At 40.4% G+C, this 24,121-nt stretch carries 22 protein-coding genes; 21 read left to right on the top strand and 1 reads right to left on the bottom strand.

Going from position 1 to position 24,121, the window contains the following annotated elements:
• The 13 genes from flgL to HF078_RS19235 all read left to right on the top strand — a co-directional run bounded on the left by flgL (position 1) and on the right by HF078_RS19235 (position 10,369).
• Positions 1–879 (top strand): flagellar hook-associated protein FlgL, encoded by an 879-nt coding sequence (gene flgL / locus HF078_RS19175; RefSeq protein ID WP_169292595.1) that lies wholly within the window; start codon positions 1–3, stop codon positions 877–879.
• Positions 880–1,117: 238 nt separating this feature from the next.
• Positions 1,118–1,711 carry a DUF6470 family protein gene (locus HF078_RS19180; RefSeq protein WP_169292596.1) on the top strand — a complete coding sequence of 198 codons (594 nt, stop codon included), beginning with the start codon at positions 1,118–1,120 and terminating at the stop codon, positions 1,709–1,711.
• Positions 1,712–1,723: 12 nt separating this feature from the next.
• A complete protein-coding gene (gene fliW / locus HF078_RS19185) occupies positions 1,724–2,161 on the top strand; it encodes a flagellar assembly protein FliW (protein ID WP_169292597.1) in 438 nt (145 codons plus the stop codon).
• A 15-nt stretch (positions 2,162–2,176) separates the two neighbouring features.
• Entirely contained in the window at positions 2,177–2,404 is a 228-nt protein-coding gene (gene csrA / locus HF078_RS19190) for a carbon storage regulator CsrA (protein WP_169292598.1), read from the top strand.
• A gap of 171 nt (positions 2,405–2,575) precedes the next feature.
• Positions 2,576–3,400 (top strand): flagellin N-terminal helical domain-containing protein, encoded by an 825-nt coding sequence (locus HF078_RS19195; protein WP_169292599.1) that lies wholly within the window; start codon positions 2,576–2,578, stop codon positions 3,398–3,400.
• Between the two features lie 68 nt (positions 3,401–3,468).
• Entirely contained in the window at positions 3,469–4,671 is a 1,203-nt protein-coding gene (gene fliB, locus HF078_RS19200) for a flagellin lysine-N-methylase (protein WP_169292600.1), read from the top strand.
• Positions 4,672–4,982: 311 nt separating this feature from the next.
• Positions 4,983–5,330, top strand: coding sequence for a flagellar protein FlaG (gene flaG / locus HF078_RS19205; protein ID WP_169292601.1), 348 nt, complete (start codon positions 4,983–4,985; stop codon positions 5,328–5,330).
• A gap of 12 nt (positions 5,331–5,342) precedes the next feature.
• A complete protein-coding gene (locus HF078_RS19210) occupies positions 5,343–7,109 on the top strand; it encodes a flagellar hook-associated protein 2 (protein ID WP_169292602.1) in 1,767 nt (588 codons plus the stop codon).
• A gap of 19 nt (positions 7,110–7,128) precedes the next feature.
• Complete coding sequence (fliS, locus tag HF078_RS19215) at positions 7,129–7,530, top strand: flagellar export chaperone FliS (RefSeq protein WP_169292603.1); 402 nt, start codon at positions 7,129–7,131, stop codon at positions 7,528–7,530.
• Positions 7,530–7,883 carry a flagellar protein FliT gene (gene fliT, locus HF078_RS19220; RefSeq protein WP_169292604.1) on the top strand — a complete coding sequence of 118 codons (354 nt, stop codon included), beginning with the start codon at positions 7,530–7,532 and terminating at the stop codon, positions 7,881–7,883. Before fliS ends, fliT begins: the two co-directional genes overlap by 1 nt.
• A gap of 9 nt (positions 7,884–7,892) precedes the next feature.
• Positions 7,893–8,279, top strand: a complete 387-nt coding sequence (locus HF078_RS19225) for a DUF8042 domain-containing protein (RefSeq protein WP_169292605.1) — start codon at positions 7,893–7,895, stop codon at positions 8,277–8,279.
• 467 nt (positions 8,280–8,746) lie between these two features.
• Positions 8,747–9,307 (top strand): ribosome hibernation-promoting factor, HPF/YfiA family, encoded by a 561-nt coding sequence (hpf, locus tag HF078_RS19230; protein ID WP_169292606.1) that lies wholly within the window; start codon positions 8,747–8,749, stop codon positions 9,305–9,307.
• A gap of 177 nt (positions 9,308–9,484) precedes the next feature.
• Positions 9,485–10,369 (top strand): DUF6843 domain-containing protein, encoded by an 885-nt coding sequence (locus HF078_RS19235; protein ID WP_169292607.1) that lies wholly within the window; start codon positions 9,485–9,487, stop codon positions 10,367–10,369.
• 48 nt (positions 10,370–10,417) lie between these two features.
• On the opposite strand, the gene HF078_RS19240 is transcribed toward HF078_RS19235, so the two are convergent.
• A complete protein-coding gene (locus HF078_RS19240; RefSeq protein WP_169292608.1) occupies positions 10,418–11,890 on the bottom strand; it encodes a cell wall-binding repeat-containing protein in 1,473 nt (490 codons plus the stop codon).
• A gap of 245 nt (positions 11,891–12,135) precedes the next feature.
• On the opposite strand from HF078_RS19240, the gene secA reads away from it, so the two are divergent.
• The 8 genes from secA to HF078_RS19280 all read left to right on the top strand — a co-directional run bounded on the left by secA (position 12,136) and on the right by HF078_RS19280 (position 23,884).
• Positions 12,136–14,646, top strand: coding sequence for a preprotein translocase subunit SecA (gene secA, locus HF078_RS19245; protein ID WP_169292609.1), 2,511 nt, complete (start codon positions 12,136–12,138; stop codon positions 14,644–14,646).
• Positions 14,647–15,146: 500 nt separating this feature from the next.
• Positions 15,147–16,245, top strand: a protein-coding gene (prfB, locus tag HF078_RS19250) for a peptide chain release factor 2 (protein WP_169292610.1) whose coding sequence is annotated in 2 segments (ribosomal slippage) — positions 15,147–15,218 and positions 15,220–16,245 — 1,098 coding nt in all. Because the reading frame shifts where the segments join, the coding sequence is not laid out codon by codon here.
• 237 nt (positions 16,246–16,482) lie between these two features.
• Complete coding sequence (locus HF078_RS19255) at positions 16,483–17,352, top strand: YitT family protein (RefSeq protein ID WP_169292611.1); 870 nt, start codon at positions 16,483–16,485, stop codon at positions 17,350–17,352.
• A 60-nt stretch (positions 17,353–17,412) separates the two neighbouring features.
• Positions 17,413–17,745: a cytochrome c551 gene (cccB, locus tag HF078_RS19260; RefSeq protein WP_169292612.1), complete on the top strand. Its 333-nt coding sequence runs from the start codon at positions 17,413–17,415 to the stop codon at positions 17,743–17,745.
• 302 nt (positions 17,746–18,047) lie between these two features.
• Entirely contained in the window at positions 18,048–20,471 is a 2,424-nt protein-coding gene (locus HF078_RS19265) for a S8 family serine peptidase (RefSeq protein ID WP_481748033.1), read from the top strand.
• A 394-nt stretch (positions 20,472–20,865) separates the two neighbouring features.
• Entirely contained in the window at positions 20,866–21,552 is a 687-nt protein-coding gene (ftsE, locus tag HF078_RS19270) for a cell division ATP-binding protein FtsE (RefSeq protein ID WP_169292613.1), read from the top strand.
• A complete protein-coding gene (gene ftsX, locus HF078_RS19275; protein WP_169292614.1) occupies positions 21,542–22,435 on the top strand; it encodes a permease-like cell division protein FtsX in 894 nt (297 codons plus the stop codon). The genes ftsE and ftsX overlap by 11 nt, the downstream gene beginning before the upstream one ends.
• A 105-nt stretch (positions 22,436–22,540) precedes the next feature.
• Entirely contained in the window at positions 22,541–23,884 is a 1,344-nt protein-coding gene (locus HF078_RS19280; RefSeq protein ID WP_169292615.1) for a murein hydrolase activator EnvC family protein, read from the top strand.
• The last annotated feature ends 237 nt before the right edge of the window (positions 23,885–24,121 follow it).

Genomic DNA, 24,121 nt, shown 5'->3' on the forward strand with positions numbered 1-24,121 from the left:
ATGCGAGTAACGCAAAGCATGTTGACACAGAACTCTCTACGTCAATTGAGTACTAGCTACAGTAAAATGGGCAAGCTCATGGAGCAGCTCTCTACAGGTAAAAAGATTTCCAAGCCATCCGATGATCCTGTCGTGGCGATGAAAGGGATGTATTACCGTACAAACCTGACGGAGCTTGAACAATACAAACGAAACCTGAGTGAATCGTATGCTTGGATGGAAAATTCAGAAGCTGCATTGGATCATGTGCAAAGTGTGATGCACCGGGCGCGTGAATTGGTGGTGCAGGGCTCGAATGATACTTATTCTCCTGAAGACCGCCAAGCGATGGCAAAAGAGATCGAGCAGCTTAAGCACGACTTTGTACAGGTTGCGAACACGCAGGTTGCAGGAAAATATATATTTAACGGGACGGCAATTGATAAGACAAGAATTACTGATGCGAATGATCCATCGTCTGTAAGTACTGAAAACTCTCCGTTTGAGGTGGAAGTATCCCGTGGAATCAAGCTTCAGTCCAACATCAATTCAGAAAATGTTTTTAATAAGGATATGATGGAAGTTTGGAATGGTATTCAGTCGGCCCTTGAAACAAGCGATACGGATGCTTTGAAAGATCTGATGGGGCGCTTTGATAAGGCAGCTGATACAATTTCGGCAGAGCGTTCGGAACTTGGTGCCCGCTATAACCGTTTGGAGATGGTGGACAATCGGATTGGGTATCAGGAAGTGGTTGCAACACGGATCTTGTCTGACAATGAAGATGCGGATATTGAGAAGGTTATTACGGATTTGACGTCGCAGGAAAGTGTGCATCGTGCTTCGCTTGGTGTGGGAGCGCGTGTCATTCAGCCTTCGTTGTTGGATTTTTTAAGGTAGGGAGAGGAACTGTCTTGGAGGGAGCTGTTTAGGTGGCAGTTGTTTCTGGGGCAGTTTTTTGGTATTTGGTGGTCGGCCGCTGTTTCCACTCCAGGCTTCGCTTTCCTCGGGGTTTGTTCTTGAGTCTCCTTGTGGTCTCAACCTACCGCTACCTCCCGGCGGAGTCTGCGCCTTTCGCTCCAATAGCTATGTTATTTTTCTAAACATAAATAAAACCTTAAAAGAAATGGGTGATTACATGCTTTTTCCTCAAATTCGGTTACAGTCTACTTTTGCTCAGACTGAGCTTCAAATTCAGAAGCCGGTGCAGCAGATTGAGCAACCGAGAGCAGAGTTGAGTATCGAGCAACCAAAAGCGGAGTTGACGATAGAGCGGACCCCTGGGAGGTTGACCATTGATCAGACGCAGGCGAGAGAGGATATGGATTTGAAAAGTGTGGGTAGGCGGATAGAGGAAGCGGCACAGCTTGGTCGTCAGGATTGGTTGGCTGGTATTGCACGGGTTGCACAGGACGGTAATGAAATGATGCGGATTGAGGATGGCGGTGGGGCAATTGCTCGTCAGGCGAAGCGAAACAGTGAAGGTCCACCGAAAGAGTTTAATATTGGCTGGATTCCTTCGCACTTTAGTGTGAAAATTAATTATGAGCCTGGTAGCGTGGATATTCAAGTTCAGGAACGCAAGCCGGTTATTGACGCTAAGGTAAACAAGCCGGTGCACGAGTACACGCCAGGTTCCACACAGGTTAGCTTAGCCAACCATTCATCGTTGCAAATAGACTTTGAGAACCTACGCTATGTCGGCACTGCTGGCTACGAACAAAAAATATAAGGTTGTGAAACAATGAAAATAGAAACGAAGTATCATGGATTAATAGAGGTACAGGAAGAAAAAGTAATAAGGTTCCCGAATGGGCTGCCAGGTTTCTTGGAGGAGAAGGAGTTCGCGGTGATTCCTTTTTCAGATGACGGTACGTTTTTTATTTTGCAATCGGTCCAGACACCTGAGCTCGGATTTGTAATGACCAATCCATTCACATTCTACCCTGATTATGATTTTAACTTGGAGAACCAATCAGTAGAAGCTCTCGAACTGGATTCTGCTGAAGATGTATCTGTCTATTCAATATTGACAATGGCGGACCAGTTCCATCTTACAACTGCCAACTTACAGGCTCCTGTTGTTGTGAACATGAAAAGGAAGCTAGGAAAGCAAGTCATTCTTAAAGGAAGCCCATATCAAACGAAGCACTATCTATTTCCAGAAGCCATAGTCAAATAGAGAGGAGGAGATCACATGCTAGTATTAACTCGCAAGAAAGACGAAGCAATTAAGATCGGAGATGACATCGAAATCACCGTCCTCAGTATCAATGGTGATCAGGTGAAGCTCGGGATCCAGGCACCAAAGCATATTGAGATACATAGAAAAGAAATCTACCTATCCATCCAAGAGGAAAACAACGCAGCATCCCACTCCTCTCTTGATTTATTGAAAGCCTTAAGCAACCAACTAAAAAAATAATGATATTTGTAAAAAATTCTCTCTCCTCCTATAAACAGTTGTCGAGACAGGTCGATATATAACATGTAAGCAAATAGAATCAAAAGGCGGCCGATTTTTGACCTATCTGCAAATCTAACACCGATTACACAAGGACGTGAAATCGGCGACAACTCAAGGAGGAAAAATGTAATGAGAATTAATCACAATATCGCTGCGTTGAACACGCACCGTCAACTAGGTTCTGCAACAAATGCTCAAATGAAGTCTATGGAGAAATTGTCTTCTGGTTTACGTATTAATAAAGCTGGTGATGATGCAGCTGGTCTAGCTATCTCTGAGAAAATGAGAGCTCAAGTTCGTGGATTGGACCAAGCTTCAAAAAATGCACAAGATGGGATTTCACTAATTCAAACTGCAGAAGGTGCACTAAATGAAACGCATGATATTCTTCAACGTATGCGTGAGTTAGCTGTTCAATCATCTAATGATACAAATACAGATGCAGACCGAAGTGAACTTCAACGTGAAGTTGCTCAGTTAATTGAAGAGGTAGATCGAATTGGAAATAACACACAGTTCAACACAAAAGATATCTTGAAAACCGATCAAACTCTTGACATCAACATTGGATCAAATGCAGGTCAAGCATTGTCAATTACTTGGAAAGCTCAAACAAAAGCAGCTCTAGGGGAAGATGCAGTTGATATATCAGCAGTAAAAGTTGGTACAAAAGCTGATGCCCAAACAGCAATCACAACAATGGATAATGCAATTGCTTCTGTATCTAAATCCCGTTCTCAAATGGGGGCTTTCCAAAACCGTTTAGAACATTCTATAAATAACTTAAATACTTCATCTGAAAACCTAACAGCTGCTGAATCCCGTATTCGTGACGTAGACATGGCTAAAGAAATGATGGATCAAACTAAAAATTCTATTCTTTCTCAAGCTGCCCAAGCAATGCTAGCTCAAGCTAACCAACAACCACAAGGTGTTCTTCAATTATTACGATAAAAATAAAAGGAGAGATGACATTGAGCCATCTCTCTTTTTTATATAAAAAGGAGCATTAATAAATTATTATGAACCAGAAAATGTTAGTTCCTGAGTATTTGTCAACTTTTGAATGTATTGGTGATAAGTGCGAAGATAACTGTTGTCATGAAGGTTGGTTAATTACTGTAGAGAAAAAAACCTATAAAAAATATAAAAATCTAAAGGATAAAAGCTGGAATCAAAAACTAAGTGAAAATGTTAAGAGAAATAAGGATTATATTGATGATGCGAATTATGCATATATTCGTTTAAATGAACAAAGATCTTGCAGTTTTTTAACTGAAAAAGGACTTTGCAGTATTCACAAAGAATTAGGTTCAGATTATCTTTGTGATACTTGTAAAATATATCCAAGGGTAAGGAATAAAGTTCATGGTGATTGGGAACAATCATTATCTACATCATGTCCTGAAGCTGCAAGGAAAATTCTATTTTTAAAAGAGGGTATTACCTTCACTTATAAAGACTTTCCTAAACCTAAACTATTATCTGAATCTATTGAGAAGACAATTGGAAATGAAAATTATCTTAATAGTTATTGGGAAATTCGGGCTTTTATTATTGAAATACTTCAAGATCGAAATTATCAACTAGAAAACAGACTCACGTTAGTAGGGTATTTTATAGATAATTTGAATGAAGTGAACAAGGCATCTCGAAATATAAAGAATTTAATTGAAGACTTCAAGTCCTTATTACAAAATGGGGAATTAAATGAAGTGTTTACTGAAAATTGTAATGTTATAGATAGGATACATCATTTTCTAACTTTTATTAAAACCAGGTTTCAAAATCCCTTTATGAATAAAAATTTTAAAAAACATGTAAATAATACTATTGAGGGTTTGAGTTTGAATGTAAATGATATTGATATTATTAAAAGTGAGAAAGTTTTTAGAAATGCCGATGTGCAATATAAAAAGTTTCTAGAAAAAAAAGGATATGTTTTAGAAAACTACTTAGTTAATGTATTATATAACTCTTTAATGCCTAAAAGTGAGAATCCATTATTGGATTATGCAATATTAACTAACTACTATTTCATTTTAAAAACTATAATTCTTGGGTATATTGCTCTGGAAGAAGAAATAACAGACGATTTACTAGTAAATTTAATCTATTCTTTTGGTAGGAGTATAGAAAACTACAAACATTTTCAAGTTTTTATAGATGAAGTCTATCCAAAAGATGAGATTTCTCTACTAAATATAATCAGAACTACAATATAATTGATAGCACCTCTACTATAGCAGAGTTGAATATACTAATTCCCGCAGTCCTCGTTATTGCTGTTGATGAGGTAATGGGGAGTGATTTAAATCAGAACCATTTTAGTTCTGTAATTATATTACTTACCTAACCATCCTCATTGAAGTAGAACAGGCAATAAAAACTTTTATTTCATTATGAGAGGCCATATCCCTTGGAGGCCTCTTATATATATTATTTTCCTACTAGAAATTTACACCTCCTACTTCACTACTCTCTATACATTCCGATATTAATAAAAGATAATAAATTTTTCACGGAGGGAACCCGTATGCACATTTCGCCAATAGGAGGCGGCAGCCTAGATTCCACAACTAGAACGCAAGCTCAAGATATAGTTTCAACAAAAATAGATGTATCAATTAAGGAAACGAAGGAGACTAAACCTGAACAGAATAGAAAACAGATGGAAACAATTGTCGACAGCATGAACGATTTTATGAAGCCGATGAATGTGTCTGTACGGTTTGAGTTGCATGATGAGTTGAATGAGTATTATGTGACGGTGGTGGATGTTGCCACAGATGAGATTATACGGGAGATACCTTCCAAGAAGTTTTTAGATATGTATGCAGCGATGACCGAGTATATGGGGTTGTTTGTTGATAAAAAGATTTAGGTGGTGAAGGATATGCGGTTAACTGGATTTCAGAGTGGGTTGGACATTAATCAGATGGTCAGTGATTTGATGAAGGCCCAGCGTATGCCAATGAATAAACTGACACAGCAGAAGCAGCTGCTGGAATGGAAACGGGACGATTATCGCGAGACGAATAGATTGTTGAACGATTTTCGTAATCTGTCTTTTGATATGACCTTGCAGAAGACTTACTCGCAGAAGACGGTTACTTCTACAAATGATAAAGTTTCAGCAACTGCAAGTTCCTCTGCTTCCAATGTTTCGTATACACTTTCGGATGTGCAGATTGCAAAAGTGGCTACCAATTCCTCCACTGCATCCGCCATGAAGGATAGTACCACTAAATTAGATGTGACTACTAGTTTGTGGGAGCAGCGAGATAAGTTCGGGAGCTTTCAGACGAAAACGGTAACAGACGCTGCTATAGCTACTGGGGAATCTACATTTACTATAGGCGGGAAGGTGGATGGGAGCTCTTTAGATACTATTACTGTGAGAATGGCAGAAGGATCAACGCTAGTTGATTATGAGGTCATCACTAGCTCAGCAGGTGATATTGTTGGGAATCAAGTCTATCTGAACCAAGAGACAGGAGAATTCACTTTTGGTTCTGCCTTTGCGGAGGATGTAACAGTAGAGCCAATAAATATTGCTGCCTTTGACTTTGAGTTTAAGATCACAACATATAACCAAGCGGGGGTAGCGGTACCGCAAACATTCTTTTTTAATGGCGATCAGTCCATGGATGATATTGTAAAAGAAATCAACAATTCCAACCTTGGCCTTACTGCATTTTATGATGAATTTAAAGGTGGATTGGTGATTGCAAAAAGAGAAGCAGGTTCCTTCAATCCCTCGGCTACTGGGAAGGAAATTGAATTTGAAGGCAACTTTTTAACTGGTGTCATGAACCTTGATCAAGCGACAGAAACTGGAGGGACACCGGCTACCGTAACCATCAATGGAGTTGTCACGGAACGGAATTCCAATACCTTTACCATTAATGGCGTCACATTCACCTTAAAAGGAGATATGCCTGGTCAATCTGCTGTCATCAACGTCGCAAATGATACGGACCAAACGTTTGATGCAGTGAAAAATTATATTACTAAATATAATGAACTGATCGAAAAAATTAATGAAAAAACTGGCGAGCCTGTTTATCGTGATTATAAGCCTCTATCAGATGAGGAAAAAGAATCGTTGTCGGAAAAACAGATTGAACAGTGGGAAGAGAAGGCTAGAAGTGGATTGTTAAGAAATGATTCCATAATAACTTCTGGTTTAGGCAAAATGAGATCTGCTTTGTATGAGTCTGTTTCAGGCTTATCGGGGCAATACGATCAGCTTGCTCAGCTCGGGATCACAACAAGCTCGAATTACCGTGATAAAGGAAAACTTATTATTGATGAGGATAAGTTGAAGGCTGCCATTGCTAATGATCCTAATTCTGTCATGCAAATGTTTACCTCAAATGGTGAAAACGGAACAGGCCTGGGAATAGCACGCAAGCTACGTGACGCAGCCGAATCCACTATAAAAGGCATCGAAGCGCGCGCAGGCAACGCATCACGTACCGCTCAGCAATTTACCATCGGACGTGAACTACTAAACGTCGACCAACGCATTTCCGCGTTTGAACGAAGAATGCAAACCGTAGAAGACCGTTACTGGCGTCAATTCACCGCTATGGAAAAAGCGATTGGACAATCAAACCAACAATCCACGCAATTAATGAGTCAATTTTTCAGTGGCTGATAACAAGGAGTGAACAACTATGGCAATGAAGAACCCCTACCAAGCCTACCAGCAAAATTCCGTCAACACTGCTACGCCTGGTGAGTTGACGTTAATGCTTTACAACGGGGCAATTAAGTTTATGAAGCTTGCCAAAAAGGGAATGGAAGACAAGGATATTGAAATGAAAAATACGAACCTGATCAAGGCGCAGAAAATTGTTCAGGAACTAATGGTCACATTGGATACGAGTCATGATGTGGGGAAATCGATGATGACGATGTACGATTATTTGAACCGTCGTCTAATTGAAGCAAATCTGAAAAATGATTCTTCCATGGTGGACGAAGTGGAAGGTCATATGATGGAGTTCCGTGATGCTTGGAAACAGGTTATTCAATCAAGTCGTCAGCAAGCATTTGCTCAAGGTGGACGGGCGTAATGAACGTCGTTGAAAACCTCGATAAAGTAACTACTCACCTATTGACGTTATTGAATGGACCTTTACCAACCGAAGAGAGCCGTGACGCTTTCTTGGAAGAGATAGATAAAGTGTTGCAAATCAGAGATTCTTTGCTTCAACGGCTTGCTCCACCTTTTTCAGAAGCAGAAATGGCACTCGGTAAAAAGGTGGCCGTTGCCAGTCAACAGGTAACCCCGAAGCTTGAAACGTTTCATAAACAGTTAAAGCAAGAGTGGGCCCAAATCCAGCAATCCAAAAAGACTGCCAAGGCATATGGGCAAGCATACAATTCTCCGACAGCAGATGGAATGTATTATGACAAAAGAAACTAGGTGTAGAGGATGGCAGATTTAACTGAAGGTGAATTTTACTTATTAAAGAAATATAATGCTCTGCTTGAGACGGTGGAAGAAGCTTTCGACTATTTGAGCGACGATAACCGTAATGCCTCTACACCTGTCACACGCCAAATTGTAATGGACAGTTACGAGGCAATTGGTAAAATTGCAGAAGCTCACGTGAATCTCGTCCTTCTTTTTGAAAAGAACGAAGAAGCCCTTCAAGTTATTGCCCAATTCGGTGACCTTGTCGATGAACTAGAACAAATCGGCCATTTCGAACAAAACACCGTCCCTGAAAAAGAAGCATTACAAACCTATATCAAACCAGCATACGAAACCTGGAAAAACCAAATTCAACACCATATCATCCCCTACATCGCCCACTAACCCTCCAAAATTTTGGAGGGTTTTTATTATCTACTTTAGTGAAAGGGATATATAAGTACATTTAAATACCCCCTGTTTCCTGCAGTGCAGGGTGTTCGACTCCAGCGGGGGGAAAAGGTTGGTTGAGACCCCGCAACGAAGTGAGGAGGCTCAAGCACCTTCCCGCGGAAAGCGAACACCCGGAACGAAAGGAAATAGAAGTTAAAGAGAATTCTTCAATTTTTCATGAAAGTTTTTTTATCTCCCCGCATATACTTGTTTCACCCCACTAGAACAAGCCAAACTCAGCCTTTCACAAATTCTTAACAAATCTTTTACGTTTAAGCAGGAATTCTGTTGGGTATTGTAGAAATATGTTTACATAAGCTTCACGCAAGCTTAACCTTTCTTATCAAAGAAAGGAAATGTAGGCAGATTGTTTGGATGCAAGATAAATCCAAACAGGAACAAAAGGAGGAGTTCGATTTATGAAGTACAACGTACGCGGTGAAAACATTGAGGTAACTCCAGCAATCCGAGATTATGTAGAAAATAAGATCGGGAAGATTGAACGCTATTTTGATTCCACAGACAATGCAGAATGCAAAGTGAATCTGAAAGTCTACAACAACCAACAAAAAATTGAAGTGACCATTCCTATGACAGGCCTAGTGTTACGTGCAGAAGAAAGTCACGATGATCTCTACGCAGCGATAGACCTCGTCGTAGATAAACTAGAGCGACAAATTAGAAAACATAAGACAAAGGTCAACCGTAAACTTCGCGATACTGGTTCACCTAAATACTTATTTAACGAAGTGATTGATAACGGAGCACCGGCTCATGTGGCGGTAGCAGATGAAGAGGACGAAGCAGATTTGGTTCGTACAAAGCGTTACAACTTGAAACCAATGGACAGCGAGGAAGCAATTTTGCAGATGAACTTGCTAGGCCATAGCTTCTTCGTATTCCTAAACGCTGCGACAAATGAAACGAATGTCGTGTATAAGCGTAACGATGGGAAATATGGATTGATTGAATCCTATTAATAAGTAGATACGTTAAATGAAAGGGGGTCCTATGTGGGCCTCTTTTTTTGTCGTAATTTCTCGGGAAATGATGCAGGTATTTGTCGGAAATGATCATTTGTCACTTCCCATTTGTGATAAAATATTCTTGAAGAGTATTGGAGGATATTGGTTCTCTGGGAAATGGAGAGAGAAAGAATGTTATTAAGAAAATTATCGGCAGCATTGTTTTCAAGTATTGTATTATCGTTAGGGTTATTTTTCATGAGCTTTTGGAATTCAGAGGAACTGGGGTTAATTATTACGGTTCTGTTTTTCTCCTTATTTGGAAACTACATTTATGGTGTGCCAGTTTCCTTTCTATCTGAATTTCTTACGGAAAGTCTAACCGAGAGCAGAGTTTATGTTGCAGGGTTTATTTACGTATTTTTTGCATATATAACAGTAACCATGATAGGTGGTTTTGCATTTTTTTCGATAATTTGTGCTGTATTGTTCTATTTGATTGATGAGGGAATTAAGGTTGTTAAAGATACACCAAATGACAAAAGTAAAAAGCTTGAATTCTTTAAATTACTGGTTGTCATTCCGTTTGCTGCATTGGCGATTTGGGGTGTGAATGTTCAAGAAAGTACTACAACAAGTACTGACGAGGAGACAAATACCATATATTTAATTCCTAAAGGATATGAGGGATCGGTGGTTGTCTTATATAAAGTGCAAAATGAAAAAAGTATAGCAAAAGAGGATGAGTTCTTTATGATTCCTCTAAGTGTGGAGAAACTTCCAACATTAAAAAGGACAGATATTGAGGAGTATGCTATTTTCCAAACGTCTAGTGAAAAGAGATATGGAATAGTAACCGATAAATATTTCTATGTAGATGAACAAGGAAACAGGTCGGAGATTGAAGCGTCCTGTCTTCACCTTGGACCTAGTATAAGTTCGGATATGGGAACGAAATACGAGGTATTGCAAGTAACAAATTCGAGTTGCGGTCAGGAATTTCAGAGGTCTGGTAAGGAACGGTTTGACGCGCAGGCAAGAGAAGTATTAAAGTATTGGGGTCATCATCAATTTTAAGAATTAAAAAAGCACTGCGCATTTGCAGTGCTTTTTCATGTTTATATATTAGTCACGTAATAACTGATCTACTACAAAATCAGGTACAGAAGCTTCTCCACCTAAAATAGTAAAATTGTTGATGTTGTACTTTTCTACAGCCAACATGGTTGCTTCAGGAGCTTCATTCGGATTAACCAATAATAATGGAGATCCAAAGTAACCTGCAAGTACAGAACCTGTTAAAGCATCTGCAAATCCTCTACCGTTTGCAACAAATACGTGCATAGGATCCATTCCTAATTCTTCTATAACATTTGCTGCTGTTTCATAACGGTTTGCACCGAAGATACGTGTGTGGTTCGGGAAATCTTTTTCTAGTGATTTACCAATTGCAGCATGACCACCGATTACAAGTGTTTCAGAAGCTTTGCTTAATACTGTTTTTGTAGATGCAGGGACTTTGTCCAGAGCTACCAATAGAATTGGAAGTTGATTCATCGCTGCATAAGGAGCAATGGATAGAGCGTCTGGGAAATTTTTCCCGTTTACCACTACTACTTGGTCATGTTGAGAACCTAATCGGTCAGCAATCTTTTTAGCTGTTTCATAACGATCCGTTCCGCTGATTCTATCAATCTCGATGTCTAGTGCTTTAAGTTGATTTACTACTTTCTCAGAAACTGCAGCTTTTCCACCAAGAATAACTACTTTCCTTGCACCTAAACGAAGGATTTCTTCTTTTGTAGCGGCATGTAATGTTTCAGGGCGAGTTAATAGGATAGGTGCATCCAATGCATATGCTAAAGGACCGCCAGCAAGTGCGTCAGGGAAGTTCAAACCATTTGCAAGTACCACTGTATCTGCTTCAAACCAGCCGGACATGGAGATCTCTACAGCTGTTTCAAATCTTGATTGACCCGAAAGTCGATCAGCAAATTTAGAACCGTCATGAATAATCATTAGATCTTCATTTTTTTCAAGTTGTTTAATTAATTCCAAGGATTGATCGTTTAAGGGATTTTCAAATAAGAAGATCATACCTTCTTTCATATCTTTCAATGGAGTGATATCCGTGATGTTGTTTCCCGAAAGGTCCAACATTCCAGAAGTCCATCCTTTAAATGCGGATATGTCTGAGATGTTATTGTATCCAAGAGATAGGTAAGTTTCGTTAAACCCACTAAGTGGTTTGACGTTTTCAATATTATTTAAGGAAAGCTCTAAGTGTTGGATTTGCGTCAAGTTTGTAAATGGTGTTAAGTCAGAAATATTGTTGTTGTCTAGGAGAACGAACTCAAGGTTGGTACCGTATTTCTCTAAACCTTCTAGACTGGTAATACCATATTCAGAACCATATAATTCTGTAAATTTTTCGAAACTATTCTCATCTAGCTCGTCCACTTCAAGACTGTCCTTTACAGCTTGTTCAAGATTGGTATCTTTAAAGAAAGAGCCAGAAGCATTTGCAACAGGAGTAGAAAGTGACGATAGCACGAAAATAAAGGCCAGGGCAACGACAAAAAATTTACTTTTCAACACGCTTTGTTCCTCCGATTTTGTCAAATATTTTGTTGTGACAGAATGATTATAGGGCCATTTTACTGAAAATGGAATACCCATTAGCGAAAAATATAATTGTTGTTTCGACAAAAATCTGCTTGACAAATTAGGAGAAGTGTAAATCGTTGAGGCAAATCTGGTAATAAGTTGTACCCACCCCCAATAAGTGTTAAAATTTATATATTATTTAGGCTATAAGACTATAGTTACAGAGGAGCGTTTGTATGCTTGGTTTATTGAATAAAGTGTTTGATATGAATAAGCGTCAATTGAAGCGTCTGGAAAAGATGGCGGATCAGATAGATTCCCTAGGTGCCGATGTGGCAAGGCTTACGGATGACCAGTTAAAAGAGAAAACGGCTGAATTCCAAAGCCGTTATCAAAAAGGTGAGAAACTCGAGGACATGCTGGTAGAAGCTTTCGCGGTTGTTCGTGAGGCATCCAAGCGCGTTCTCGGACTTTATCCTTATAAAGTGCAGCTTATGGGTGGTGTTTCCTTGCATGAAGGAAACATTTCCGAGATGAAAACAGGGGAAGGTAAAACGTTAACGGCAACTATGCCAGTTTACCTGAACGCAATTACTGGAAAAGGTGTACACGTTGTAACAGTCAATGAATACTTGGCAAGCCGTGACGCGACGGAAATGGGGCAACTGTATGAGTTCCTTGGCCTTACTGTTGGGTTGAACCTGAACGGACTGTCTCGTGATGAAAAAATTGAAGCTTATAAAGCGGATATCACATACGGTACAAACAATGAGTTTGGATTTGATTATTTGCGTGACAACATGGTGTTGTACAAAGAGCAAATGGTACAGCGTCCTCTTCACTTTGCCGTAATCGATGAGGTTGACTCCATTTTAATTGATGAAGCGCGTACACCATTGATCATTTCTGGTAGTGCCCAAAAGTCTGCAGCTTTGTACATTCAAGCAAACGCGTTTGCTCGTACATTGGTGAAAGATGTCGATTACACGTATGATGTGAAAACAAAGGGAGTTCAGTTAACAGAGGACGGTATTACGAAGGCAGAGAAAGCGTTCGGGATCGAGAATCTGTTCGATATCGCCAATGTTACCTTGAACCATCATATTAACCAGGCCTTAAAGGCACATGTAACGATGCATCATGATGTGGATTATGTGGTGCAAGAGGGCGAAGTTGTCATTGTTGACCAATTCACAGGACGTTTGATGAAAGGCCGCCGCTATTCAGATGGACTTCACCAAGCGATTGAGGCAAAAGAAGGCTTGGATATCCAAAACGAAAGTATGACACTTGCGACAGTTACATTCCAGAACTACTTCCGTATGTATGAAAAGCTTGCCGGAATGACTGGTACAGCGAAAACAGAGGAAGAGGAGTTCCGAAATATCTATAATATGAGCGTTATTGCGATTCCGACGAACAAGGACATTGTACGTGATGACCGTGCCGATCTTATTTTCAAATCGATTGAAGGCAAGTTCAATGCGGTGGCAGATGATATCGCTGAGCGTCATAAAAATGGACAACCTGTCCTTGTTGGTACAGTTGCCATTGAAACGTCTGAAGTTATTTCTAAACTTTTAACAAAGCGCGGAATTAAGCATGACGTATTGAATGCCAAAAATCATGCGCGTGAAGCGGATATTATCCTTGGTGCTGGTCAAAAGGGTTCTGTAACGATCGCCACAAACATGGCCGGTCGTGGTACGGACATCAAGCTTGGCGAAGGTGTGAAAGAGGTTGGTGGTCTAGCTGTTATCGGTACAGAGCGTCATGAATCCCGTCGTATTGATAACCAGCTTCGTGGACGTTCCGGACGTCAAGGAGACCCTGGTGTGACACAATTCTACCTTTCCATGGAAGATGAATTGATGCGCCGCTTTGGTTCTGACAATATGAAAACGATGATGGAACGTTTGGGTATGGATGATACGCAGCCGATCCAAAGTAAAATGGTTTCCCGTGCTGTGGAATCTGCTCAAAAACGTGTAGAAGGTAACAACTTTGATGCACGTAAGCAGCTTCTACAATATGATGATGTTCTTCGTCAGCAACGTGAAGTTATTTACAAACAACGTTTTGAAGTATTGGATTCTGAGAACTTACGAGAAGTCGTCGAAAGAATGCTTGTTTCTGCAATTGAGCGTCAAGTAGGTCTTTATACGCCAAAAGAAGAAGTTCCAGAGGATTGGAACCTGCAAGGAATCGTTGACTATGTAGATGCAAACCTTTTAGAGGAAGGTGCAGTTACGTTAAACGATCTTCGTGGTAAAGAGCCGGAAGAAATGTCTGAGCTAATCATCGAGAAAGTGAAAGCTCGCTATGATGAAAAAGAGCAGGAGCTTACTGCGGAACAAATGCGTGAGTTCGAGAAAGTTATCGTTCTTCGTGCGGTGGACAGCAAGTGGATGGATCACATTGATGCAATGGATCAGCTGCGTCAAGGTATTCACCTACGTGCATACGGACAAATTGATCCGCTTCGTGAGTATCAGTTCGAAGGATTTGCCATGTTTGAAAACATGATTGCTTCCATCGAAGAAGATGTAGCCAAGTATGTCATGAAGGCGCAAATCCGTAACAACCTGCAACGTGAAGAAGTGGCAAAAGGCCAAGCGGTTGTTCCAAAAGAGGGCGGCGGAGAGCCTCCAAAGAAAAAACCAGTGAAAAAAGTGATGGACGTTGGCCGTAACGATGCTTGCATCTGCGGAAGCGGAAAGAAATATAAAAACTGCTGCGGAAACTAATGGCAGTTTTGGGAAGAGTGGGGCTTATTTGGCCTCACTTTTTCCATGTTAAAGAGCACTTGGATTTTTTGTGGAATAGCTAATTTTAAACCAACGTTTGAATAAGTGAAAATGGAAATGCAGGAGTTCCAATGGGTCCAGCTGTTCTATTCGGAATTAACTTTTGAAATTGCTATTGTAGGATAGGTTGTTATTTGGAGATTTTTTAGTGTTTTTACTACTCTAAAATAATACTTTTTAAACCAACGTTTGAATAACCGAAAATAGAAAATGAGGTTTCCCAATGGGTCTAGCGGTCGTGTTTCGGATTAACTTTTGAAAAAGCTATTTTTGTAAAGGAAATATATGCTTTAGCCAGCTTTCATCGTTTCATCTGTTGAACACAATAGCTCAGGTACTTTTTTATTTGAACGAAATAGGATAATATAGACTATTAGTTGCCCTGTTCGTTTAATAAGGGTTAAAATCCGTGTAAGTGAAAATTTTATGAGGTGAAATAAATGGAATTAGTAGAGATTCGTCAAGAGTTAGAAAAAATGGCTAAGCGATTAGTCGAGTTTAGGGGGTCTCTTTGACTTAGAGGCCAAAGAACGTCGTATTGCGGAACTTGATAATGAGATGTCCAATCCGGAGTTCTGGAACAACCAGAGCACGGCGCAGGTGGTCATCAACGAAGCAAATGCATTGAAAGAACCTGTCGGGCAATTTCATGAGTTGAGTGAGAACTATGAAAATCTGCAACTGACTTATGAATTGGTGAAAGAGGAGCCGGATGCGGAGCTGCAAGCCGAGCTAGGCAGTGAAGTGAAAGCAGTGGCCGAAGATTTCAACAAGTTTGAACTTCAATTATTATTAAGCGGTGAGCATGATAAGAACAATGCCATCCTTGAACTTCATCCAGGTGCTGGCGGTACCGAGTCACAAGACTGGGGTTCCCTGCTCTTACGTATGTACACTCGTTGGGCGGAGCGTAAAGGCTTTAAGGTGGAGACGCTTGATTACCTGCCAGGAGACGAAGCGGGAATAAAGAGTGTAACACTACTTATTAAAGGTCACAATGCGTATGGATACTTGAAAGCGGAAAAAGGGGTACATCGTCTTGTACGTATCTCTCCATTCGATTCTTCTGGCCGCCGTCACACAAGCTTTGTTTCTTGTGAAGTTATGCCGGAGTTTGACGATAACATTGAGATTGATATCCGTACGGAAGACTTGAAAATTGATACGTACCGTGCAAGTGGAGCGGGTGGACAGCATATCAATACAACCGATTCTGCGGTTCGTATTACACATATCCCAACCAATGTGGTTGTAACGTGTCAAACAGAGCGTTCACAGATTAAAAACCGTGAGCGTGCGATGAAAATGTTGCAAGCTAAGCTTTATCAGAAGAAGTTGGATGAGCAGCAGGCGGAACTGGATGAAATCCGCGGCGAGCAAAAGGATATCGGCTGGGGTTCCCAGATTCGTTCCTATGTGTTCCATCCATACTCCATGGTAAAAGACCACCGAACAAACACGGAGGTCGGCAATACACAAGCGGTTATGGACGGAGATTTAGATCCGTTTATTGATGCATATTTGAGATCAAAACTTTAAAAAATTATGGTAACACCTCTGGCCTTTGTTTGCTGGGGGTGTTTTTGTGTGCTCTAAAAATAGTAAGGAAAGTATAGTGGGAAAACTTAAGGTTAATCTAAAGGAAATGTATGCATGTTGGAAATGCATGTCCATTAACGCTTTACCACGTTATACCAATGCCATTTACACCCTTATAATCGCGTGCTATACTCTTGCTCGTTGTGTGTATTTTAGAAAGATTTGGGGGTCTTAACGTTGAGTCGTAAAAATAGAAATGGGTATCAAGTGAATCCCGTATATCAGCGGGTAAAAGAATATACATATGTAGTCTTGGGGTCTGCGATTGTGGCGCTGGCGTTCAACATGTTCTTACTGCCGAATCAGGTTGCTTCCGGCGGAGTAAGTGGAATCAGTACCATATTGAAATCGCTCCTCGACTGGGAACCAGGAATTGTGCAGCTATGCTTTAACATCCCGCTCTTTTTAGCAGGGGTGATTCTTCTTGGAAAACAATTTGGTCTTAAAACATTAGTGGGAACGATTACACTTCCATTGATCGTTCTTTGGACAAGTAATATTACGCCGGCTACAGAGGATCCGTTGCTTGGATCATTGTTTGGAGGTATAGGTGTCGGACTTGGGCTTGGGCTGGTTTTCCGTGGTCGTGCTTCCACCGGTGGAACAGACCTTGCCGCACAGATTATCCATAAATATACAGGGCTGACGCTTGGTGCTTGTGTCGCAATGATTGACGGCCTTATTGTTATTTCTGCAGGGATCGTGTTCGATTTGGAGCTTGGGATGTATGCTCTTATTGGTCTTTTTGTGACATCCAAAACGATCGACTTCGTTCAAGTGGGCTTAGGGTATTCCAAGATGGCCATCATCATCACTAAGAAGGAAGAGGAAGTGAAGGGTGCCATTCTTACAAAAATAGACCGTGGGGTTACAAAGCTCGCTGCATATGGGGGATACACGGAAGCGGAGTTGCCTGTCTTAATGTGTGTGGTGGACCAGACAGAATTCACAAAATTGAAACAAGTGGTACGAACCATTGATCCTTCTGCATTTGTGGTCGTAACCAACGCTTCTGAAGTGTTGGGTGAGGGTTTTAAAAGAGAGTAAATAGGATATAATAAAAGCAATCTTGGTAATTATTACATCTCAAAATTGGGGGACCTACCTATGAAAAAGTATTTTATGGCATTTGTTCTTGGAGCTTCTCTCTTAACGCTTGCGGCTTGTGGCGGTGGCGAAGAGGAACAGGAAACTTCAGGCGGTGGCGAGTTCACCATGGTGGAAAATGAAGAAGCACAACAACTGTTCCAAAGTTGTATTGGCTGTCATGGCAAAAACATGGAGGGCGCAAGTGGTCCTAACCTTCAAAAAGTAGGAAGTAAGTACAGTCAAGAAGAAATTGAAAGCATCATTAATAACGGTCAAGGAAACATGCCTGCAGGACTTGTACCAGAAGAAGATGCGGCTGTTTTAGCTGAATGGTTGGCACAGCACAAATAAGAATGAACCGAACTCTCCTGTTTTTGGGAGGGTTTTTTTTATGTACTTTTTACCTACATATTTTCTTGAAAAAATAGTCTTATTAGAGTATTTTTGTTGGGTATTTGTGGAAGTTTATGAGTTCTTTATAACTGAATTGTCGGAATTGTTCGTTTAATACACTAAAGTATATTGAAAATTTAGACTCTTGAAAATATAATTTGGTTTGTAAAGATTTTGGACAATCGTAAGTAATTGGTACTTAAGTATTTGTCTAGAAATTTTACACTAGGAATATATACATCATAGGGGAGTGGGATGATTTGAAGCAGAAGTTTATTGCAGCATTTATGCCTTTGTTGGTTTTGGTACTGGTTTTCAGTACTTTTGCCACAAACGGTGTTTCTGCTAACACAGGAAAAGAAAACCTTGAGTTAGCAACATTACAAGGAGATTTTGATTTATCATCCTCCAAAGCAGTTAAGGTTATTGTCGAATTACAAGAAGAGTCAATTGTCGAAGCTAAGCACAATGGGAAAAAACAGTCTAAACAGAATCTGAAAAGTGCTCGTGATAAAGTGAAAAAAGAAGTAGCAGACCGCACTTCTAAAAGTAAAGTGGAACGTGAGTATGATTATGTATTCTCTGGTTTCTCGCTTGAGGTTCCTGCAAACGAGATTCCTAGTCTACTAGCGACTCCGGGTGTTAAAGCAGTTTATCCGAATGTAGAGTATACAACAACTGAGGTTGTGACGGAAGAAGAATTCAGCCCGGCAATGGTTGATTCTGCACCATTCATCGGTTCAAACGAAGCATGGGACCTTGGATTCACAGGTGAAGGTGTAAAAGTTGCAGTCATTGATACGGGAGTCGATTACACTCATCCAGATTTAGCACCTAACTTTAATGAGTATCTTGGTTGGGACTTTGTAGATAACGATGCAGACCCACAAGAAACACCAAAAGGTGACCCTCGCGGAGCACAAACAACTCATGGTACCCACGTTGCTGGTACAGTTGCGGCAAATGGACAAATCAAAGGTGTGGCACCTGACGCTACATTACTTGCATACCGTGTACTTGGACCTGGTGGAAGCGGATCTACAGAAAATGTAGTGGCAGCGATCGAACGTGCTGTTCTTGATGGAGCAGATGTGATGAACCTTTCCTTGGGGAATTCTTTAAATGCGCCAGACTGGGCAACTTCCATTGCGCTAGATCAAGCAATGGCTGAAGGAGTTGTAGCAGTAACATCGAACGGTAACGCTGGTCCAAACAACTGGACGGTAGGTTCTCCGGGAACTTCCCGTGAAGCAATTTCTGTAGGTGCTACTCAGCTACCTTACAACGTGTATACAGCAGTTACTACATCTTCTGACGGTGTATCTTATGCTTCCTCTGCAGTACAAGGTTTTCCATCTGAGGAAGAACTACTTGGATTAAATGGTCAAGCTCTTGACTTAGTGGAGGTAGGATTTGGGGCACCTGCAGATTTTGCAGGAAAAGATTTAACAGGGAAAGTTGCTCTAATTAGTCGCGGAGCTGGTATCGCATTTGTTGATAAAGCGACGGAAGCTAAGAAAGCAGGAGCTGTTGGAGCCGTTCTTTATAATAATGTGGAATGGGTTATGCCTTTAATCCCTGGAATGGCTGTACCTACTATCATGCTGAATAAGGCTGATGGTGAAGCATTAAAAGCAAAAGCTGCTGATGTAACAGTAAGTTTTAACATTGCCTTTGCTGAAAGAGTAGGGGAAACAATGGCAGGATTCTCATCTCGCGGGCCGGTTGTGGACACTTGGATGATCAAGCCTGACGTATCTGCACCTGGTGTAAATATTGTAAGTACAGTACCTACTTTCAATCCTGATGCACCGCACGGTTACGGAGCTAAGCAAGGTACAAGTATGGCATCTCCTCACGTAGCTGGTGCTGCAGCGGTAATCCTGCAAGCGAACCCTGAGTGGGGCGTGTATGAAGTAAAATCTGCACTAATGAACACGGCAGAAAAATTGATTGATCCTGCAACTGATGAAGAGTATGCACACAACTCTCAAGGTGCGGGAAGCATTCGCGTAGTAGATGCGCTTCAAGCTGAAACGTTGGTGAACCCTGGAAGTTATTCTTTCGGAGTTTTCGATAAGAAGAAAGGCAAGCAAACAGAAAGTCAAAAGTTCGAAATTCAGAACTTGTCTAATGAAGATAAAAACTACAGTGTAGAATTCACTTTTAAAAATGAAGTAGGCAAATACGTTAAAGCAAAAACTAGCAAAAACACAAAAGTAAAAGCTGGTAAGAAACAAAAGGTAAACGTAAATGTCCAAGTGGATGCTTCCAAACTTGAGCCTGGTTACTATGAAGGACACCTCCTTATCTCAGAAGGCGGCAACACAATTCAAGTTCCTACTATTCTATTTGTAGGAGAGCCAGATTATCCTCGTGTCACTCACTTTGGTTTCACACCAATGGGTGATAACAATTTTGAATTCTACTCTTACCTTCCAGGTGGAGCGGAAGAATTGCAAGTATGGGTGTACACTGCTACATCTACTGGTGGATTAGGGTCTTACGTAGGAGATGCACTATACGAAGCTGATCTTGGCAAAGGCTACAACTACCATGACTGGGATGGCACCCTAGTTGACGGCACACAACTAGATGCAGGCAACTACCGCATCGCAGTCTACGCCAAAAAAGGCAACCTCGACAGAGCAATCCTAGCAACAAACGTCCTAACCATTCAGTAACTACAGAAATAAGATTAACTTTATAGTATTCTATAAAACTTCAAAAACACCTTCGGGGGTCTGACCCCCGAAGGTGTTTTTTTTTTCTTTTTCTCCATAAAAAACGACAAATACCGTTCGACATTTTTCTACGTTTAGGAAATTTATCCCTCTGTTACCAAGGGTGACTTTGATTTGAAAAGAAACTGTAATAATAAAAACTCTTATTTTGTCGAAATAGATGTTATAATAATAAAGTGAATTTATGCGGAAATTTTAGATAAATATACATATTGTAATTTTGTATAGTAGGATTATCGACTGTTCCGCAATTGCTTAAAGAAATATTTCTCTACTAGTTTTCCAGGTAGGGAAATGCAATGTGATTCAAATCTTTGACCCAATAGGTGATTAAATGATTGAAATGCAAGACGTCTTTAAAAAATATCCAAACGGCGTACAAGCTGTGGATGGTATTAATATAAAAATAAAAGCAGGTGAATTTGTCTATGTAGTAGGACCTAGTGGTGCTGGTAAATCCACGTTCATCAAAATGATGTACAGGGAGGAAAAGCCTACAAGTGGAAGTATTGTCATAGATGGAGTTAACCTTTCTAAGCTGAAGGAAAAAAAAGTTCCTATTCTCCGAAGAAATATCGGGGTGGTATTTCAAGATTTCAAACTTTTACCTCAGTTAACAGTCTACGAAAACGTAGCATTTGCCCTAGAAGTTATTGAAGAAAGCCCTAAAAATATAAAAAAACGTGTCATGGAAGTGCTTGATCTTGTTAAGCTAAAACACAAAGCACGTCATCTTCCAAACGAACTTTCAGGTGGGGAGCAGCAACGTATTTCCATTGCTCGCTCGATAGTTAATAACCCAAAAGTAATGATCGCGGATGAGCCGACAGGTAACTTAGATCCTGATACCTCATGGGAAATCATGAACATCTTTGAAGAAATCAACGAAAAAGGCACGACGATAGTAATGGCGACGCATAACAGAGAAATTGTAAACACCATCAAGAAACGTGTTATTGCAATTGAAAATGGAAAGATAGTGCGTGACCAAGCAGAGGGGGACTACGGTTATGAAGCCTAGAACTCTACTGCGGCACTTCAAGGAAAGCTTAAAAAGCTTAGCTCGTAACGGCTGGATGACGTTTGCATCTGTCAGTGCCGTAACAGTTACCCTCCTTTTGGTTGGAGTATTCTTGGTATTAATGATGAACTTGAACAATGTAGCATCGGAGATTGAAAGTGATGTAGAAATCAGAGTTCATATCGACCTAACAGCCACCAAAGAAGATCAGGAAATTCTGAGACAACAGATACAGAACTTACCGGAAGTGGAAACAGTCGACTTTTCATCTAAAGAGGAAGAATTGAAAGGTTTGGTAGATAGTTTTGGGGAGGACGGCGGAGCTTTTGAGCTGTTCGAACAAAATAATCCACTATATGATGTATTCATCATCAAGACAGCAACACCACAAGAAACCATTTCAGCAGCCAAGAAAATTGACGAAATGCAATTTACACATAAAGTAATTTATGGTGCAGAAACGGTGGAAAGATTATTCAAAGTGTTTGAGATTGCGAGAAACGTGGGACTTGCTCTAATCCTTGGACTAGTATTTACAGCAATGTTCCTAATATCCAACACAATTAAAATCACTATTTTTGCCAGAAGAAAAGAAATTGAGATCATGAAATTGGTTGGAGCAACAAACGGTTTTATCCGCTGGCCATTTTTCTTAGAAGGATTGTGGTTGGGAATCCTCGGGTCCATCGTACCGATTGGAATTATCCTGACATCCTACTATTATTTAATAGATCTTGTTCAACCAAGAATTCAAGGTACATTTATTCAACTGCTTCCGTTTTACCCATTTGCATTCCAAGTTATTGGAATCTTAGTAGCTATTGGAGCATTTATCGGTATGTGGGGAAGCATGATGTCCGTTCGAAAATTCCTACGAGTTTAAGAGATTACTATAGTTGTAATACCCGCTTGAAAAATACAGAAAACCTGATGGGAGCATCCAATTTGTTCCTGTCAGGATACATAAGAGTTTAGGGGGAAGTAAGGGATGAGAAGAAAGATTGGTACAATCGCTATTGCTGCAGTCATTGGCTTTTCCGGATTCTTCGGTTCAGGTCTATCTGAAAAAGCATTTGCTAATGAGATGCAACAAAGACTGAATGATGTAAAAGATCAACAATCATCAAATGAATCTACAAGAACTGAAAAACAAAATGAAGTGAATCAGCTTCAGGCTGAGCAGGCAGAAATTAAAGCAGAAGTCGAACGCCTCGATAAAGCAGTAGCCGAAACAAAAAATAAAATCAGTGTGAAGAAAGAAGAAATAGACACTACTCGTAAAGAGATTGAAAAACTTAAAGAAGAAATTGAAGTATTAAAAGAACGTATTGCCAAAAGAAATGAGCTTCTAGAAGATCGCGCTCGTTCCTTCCAGCAAGGTGGAGGAGCCGTGAACTACTTAGATGTATTATTAGGTGCACAAAGCTTTGGAGATTTTCTTGACCGCGTTGGTGCGGTAGCAACAATTGTTCAAGCCGATCGTGATATTCTACAAGCTCATCAAAAGGATATGGAAGACCTGGAAGCAAAGGAACTGGAAATGCGTGAAAAGCTAGCTTCATTAGAGCAGCAATTAGTGGATCTAGAAAAAATGGAAGTAGAATTAAAGGGCCAAATTGCTGAAAAAGACAAGCTACTTGCTGAGTTAAAGAAAAAAGAACAAGAAACAATGCATGAAATCCATGAACTCGAAAACGAAGCTGAGGTTCTAGCTTCACAAGAAAAAGCAATCCGTGCTGAAATTAAAGCAGCACAAGAGCGTGCTAAACGTGAGGCAGAGGAACGTGCAAAGCAAGAAGCGGAAAGAAAACGTTTAGAAGAGCAACGCAGGAAAGAACATGAAGCAGCAGTTGCTGCAGCCCAAGCGGCAGGGAAACCTGAACCAAAGCCTGAACATGTTTCTTCACCACCACCTCCAGTTTCATCCGGATCTTGGACAAGACCGACAACTGGTAGTGTAACTTCTGGATTCGGTACGCGTTGGGGCTCCCAGCATTACGGAATCGATGTTGGTAAAAACGGAAGAAGCGGAAATGTACCTGTAGTAGCAGCAGGAAGCGGTACTGTATTCCAAGCTTACTACTCCAGCTCTTACGGTAATGTAGTTTTCATCACACACTACATTGATGGCCAAACTTGGACAACTGTATATGCTCACTTAGAAAGCTTGGGAGTAAGTGCAGGACAATCCGTATCAAAAGGTCAATTCATTGGTAACATGGGGAACACTGGATTCTCAACTGGTCCTCACTTGCACTTTGAATTGCACAAAGGATCTTGGAATGGTTCCAAATCCAATGCTGTAAACCCAGCGACTTATATTAACTTTTAATATTTAACCAACACAATCTCGCTGTTTATTCATGGCGGCGAGGTTGTGTTTTTTTGTACGATGAACTGATGTACAGAGAGTTGATGGAGAATTTAGACATAAAAACGAGAATCGCCTTATTATTTTTATTTTTATTTTCGCCCGTATTTTTTATAAATCGTCCGGTTAATTATTTCTACGCTTGAATGGATAAACGGCTATACAGGGTGCTATAATTCGCAAATTCGCTCCGCGTTT

The organism is Bacillus sp. RO2 (genome assembly GCF_012911845.1).
Lineage (GTDB): Bacteria > Bacillota > Bacilli > Bacillales > Bacillaceae_I > Sutcliffiella_A.

What these genes read in the sequence shown, in the direction of transcription:
- flgL (WP_169292595.1), top strand. Translation starts at nt 1, where the DNA reads ATGCGAGTAACGCAAAGCATGTTGACACAGAACTCTCTACGTCAATTG.
- HF078_RS19180 (WP_169292596.1), top strand. Translation starts at nt 1,118, where the DNA reads ATGCTTTTTCCTCAAATTCGGTTACAGTCTACTTTTGCTCAGACTGAG.
- fliW (WP_169292597.1), top strand. Translation starts at nt 1,724, where the DNA reads ATGAAAATAGAAACGAAGTATCATGGATTAATAGAGGTACAGGAAGAA.
- csrA (WP_169292598.1), top strand. Translation starts at nt 2,177, where the DNA reads ATGCTAGTATTAACTCGCAAGAAAGACGAAGCAATTAAGATCGGAGAT.
- HF078_RS19195 (WP_169292599.1), top strand. Translation starts at nt 2,576, where the DNA reads ATGAGAATTAATCACAATATCGCTGCGTTGAACACGCACCGTCAACTA.
- fliB (WP_169292600.1), top strand. Translation starts at nt 3,469, where the DNA reads ATGAACCAGAAAATGTTAGTTCCTGAGTATTTGTCAACTTTTGAATGT.
- flaG (WP_169292601.1), top strand. Translation starts at nt 4,983, where the DNA reads ATGCACATTTCGCCAATAGGAGGCGGCAGCCTAGATTCCACAACTAGA.
- HF078_RS19210 (WP_169292602.1), top strand. Translation starts at nt 5,343, where the DNA reads ATGCGGTTAACTGGATTTCAGAGTGGGTTGGACATTAATCAGATGGTC.
- fliS (WP_169292603.1), top strand. Translation starts at nt 7,129, where the DNA reads ATGGCAATGAAGAACCCCTACCAAGCCTACCAGCAAAATTCCGTCAAC.
- fliT (WP_169292604.1), top strand. Translation starts at nt 7,530, where the DNA reads ATGAACGTCGTTGAAAACCTCGATAAAGTAACTACTCACCTATTGACG.
- HF078_RS19225 (WP_169292605.1), top strand. Translation starts at nt 7,893, where the DNA reads ATGGCAGATTTAACTGAAGGTGAATTTTACTTATTAAAGAAATATAAT.
- hpf (WP_169292606.1), top strand. Translation starts at nt 8,747, where the DNA reads ATGAAGTACAACGTACGCGGTGAAAACATTGAGGTAACTCCAGCAATC.
- HF078_RS19235 (WP_169292607.1), top strand. Translation starts at nt 9,485, where the DNA reads ATGTTATTAAGAAAATTATCGGCAGCATTGTTTTCAAGTATTGTATTA.
- secA (WP_169292609.1), top strand. Translation starts at nt 12,136, where the DNA reads ATGCTTGGTTTATTGAATAAAGTGTTTGATATGAATAAGCGTCAATTG.
- cccB (WP_169292612.1), top strand. Translation starts at nt 17,413, where the DNA reads ATGAAAAAGTATTTTATGGCATTTGTTCTTGGAGCTTCTCTCTTAACG.
- ftsE (WP_169292613.1), top strand. Translation starts at nt 20,866, where the DNA reads ATGATTGAAATGCAAGACGTCTTTAAAAAATATCCAAACGGCGTACAA.
- ftsX (WP_169292614.1), top strand. Translation starts at nt 21,542, where the DNA reads ATGAAGCCTAGAACTCTACTGCGGCACTTCAAGGAAAGCTTAAAAAGC.
- HF078_RS19280 (WP_169292615.1), top strand. Translation starts at nt 22,541, where the DNA reads ATGAGAAGAAAGATTGGTACAATCGCTATTGCTGCAGTCATTGGCTTT.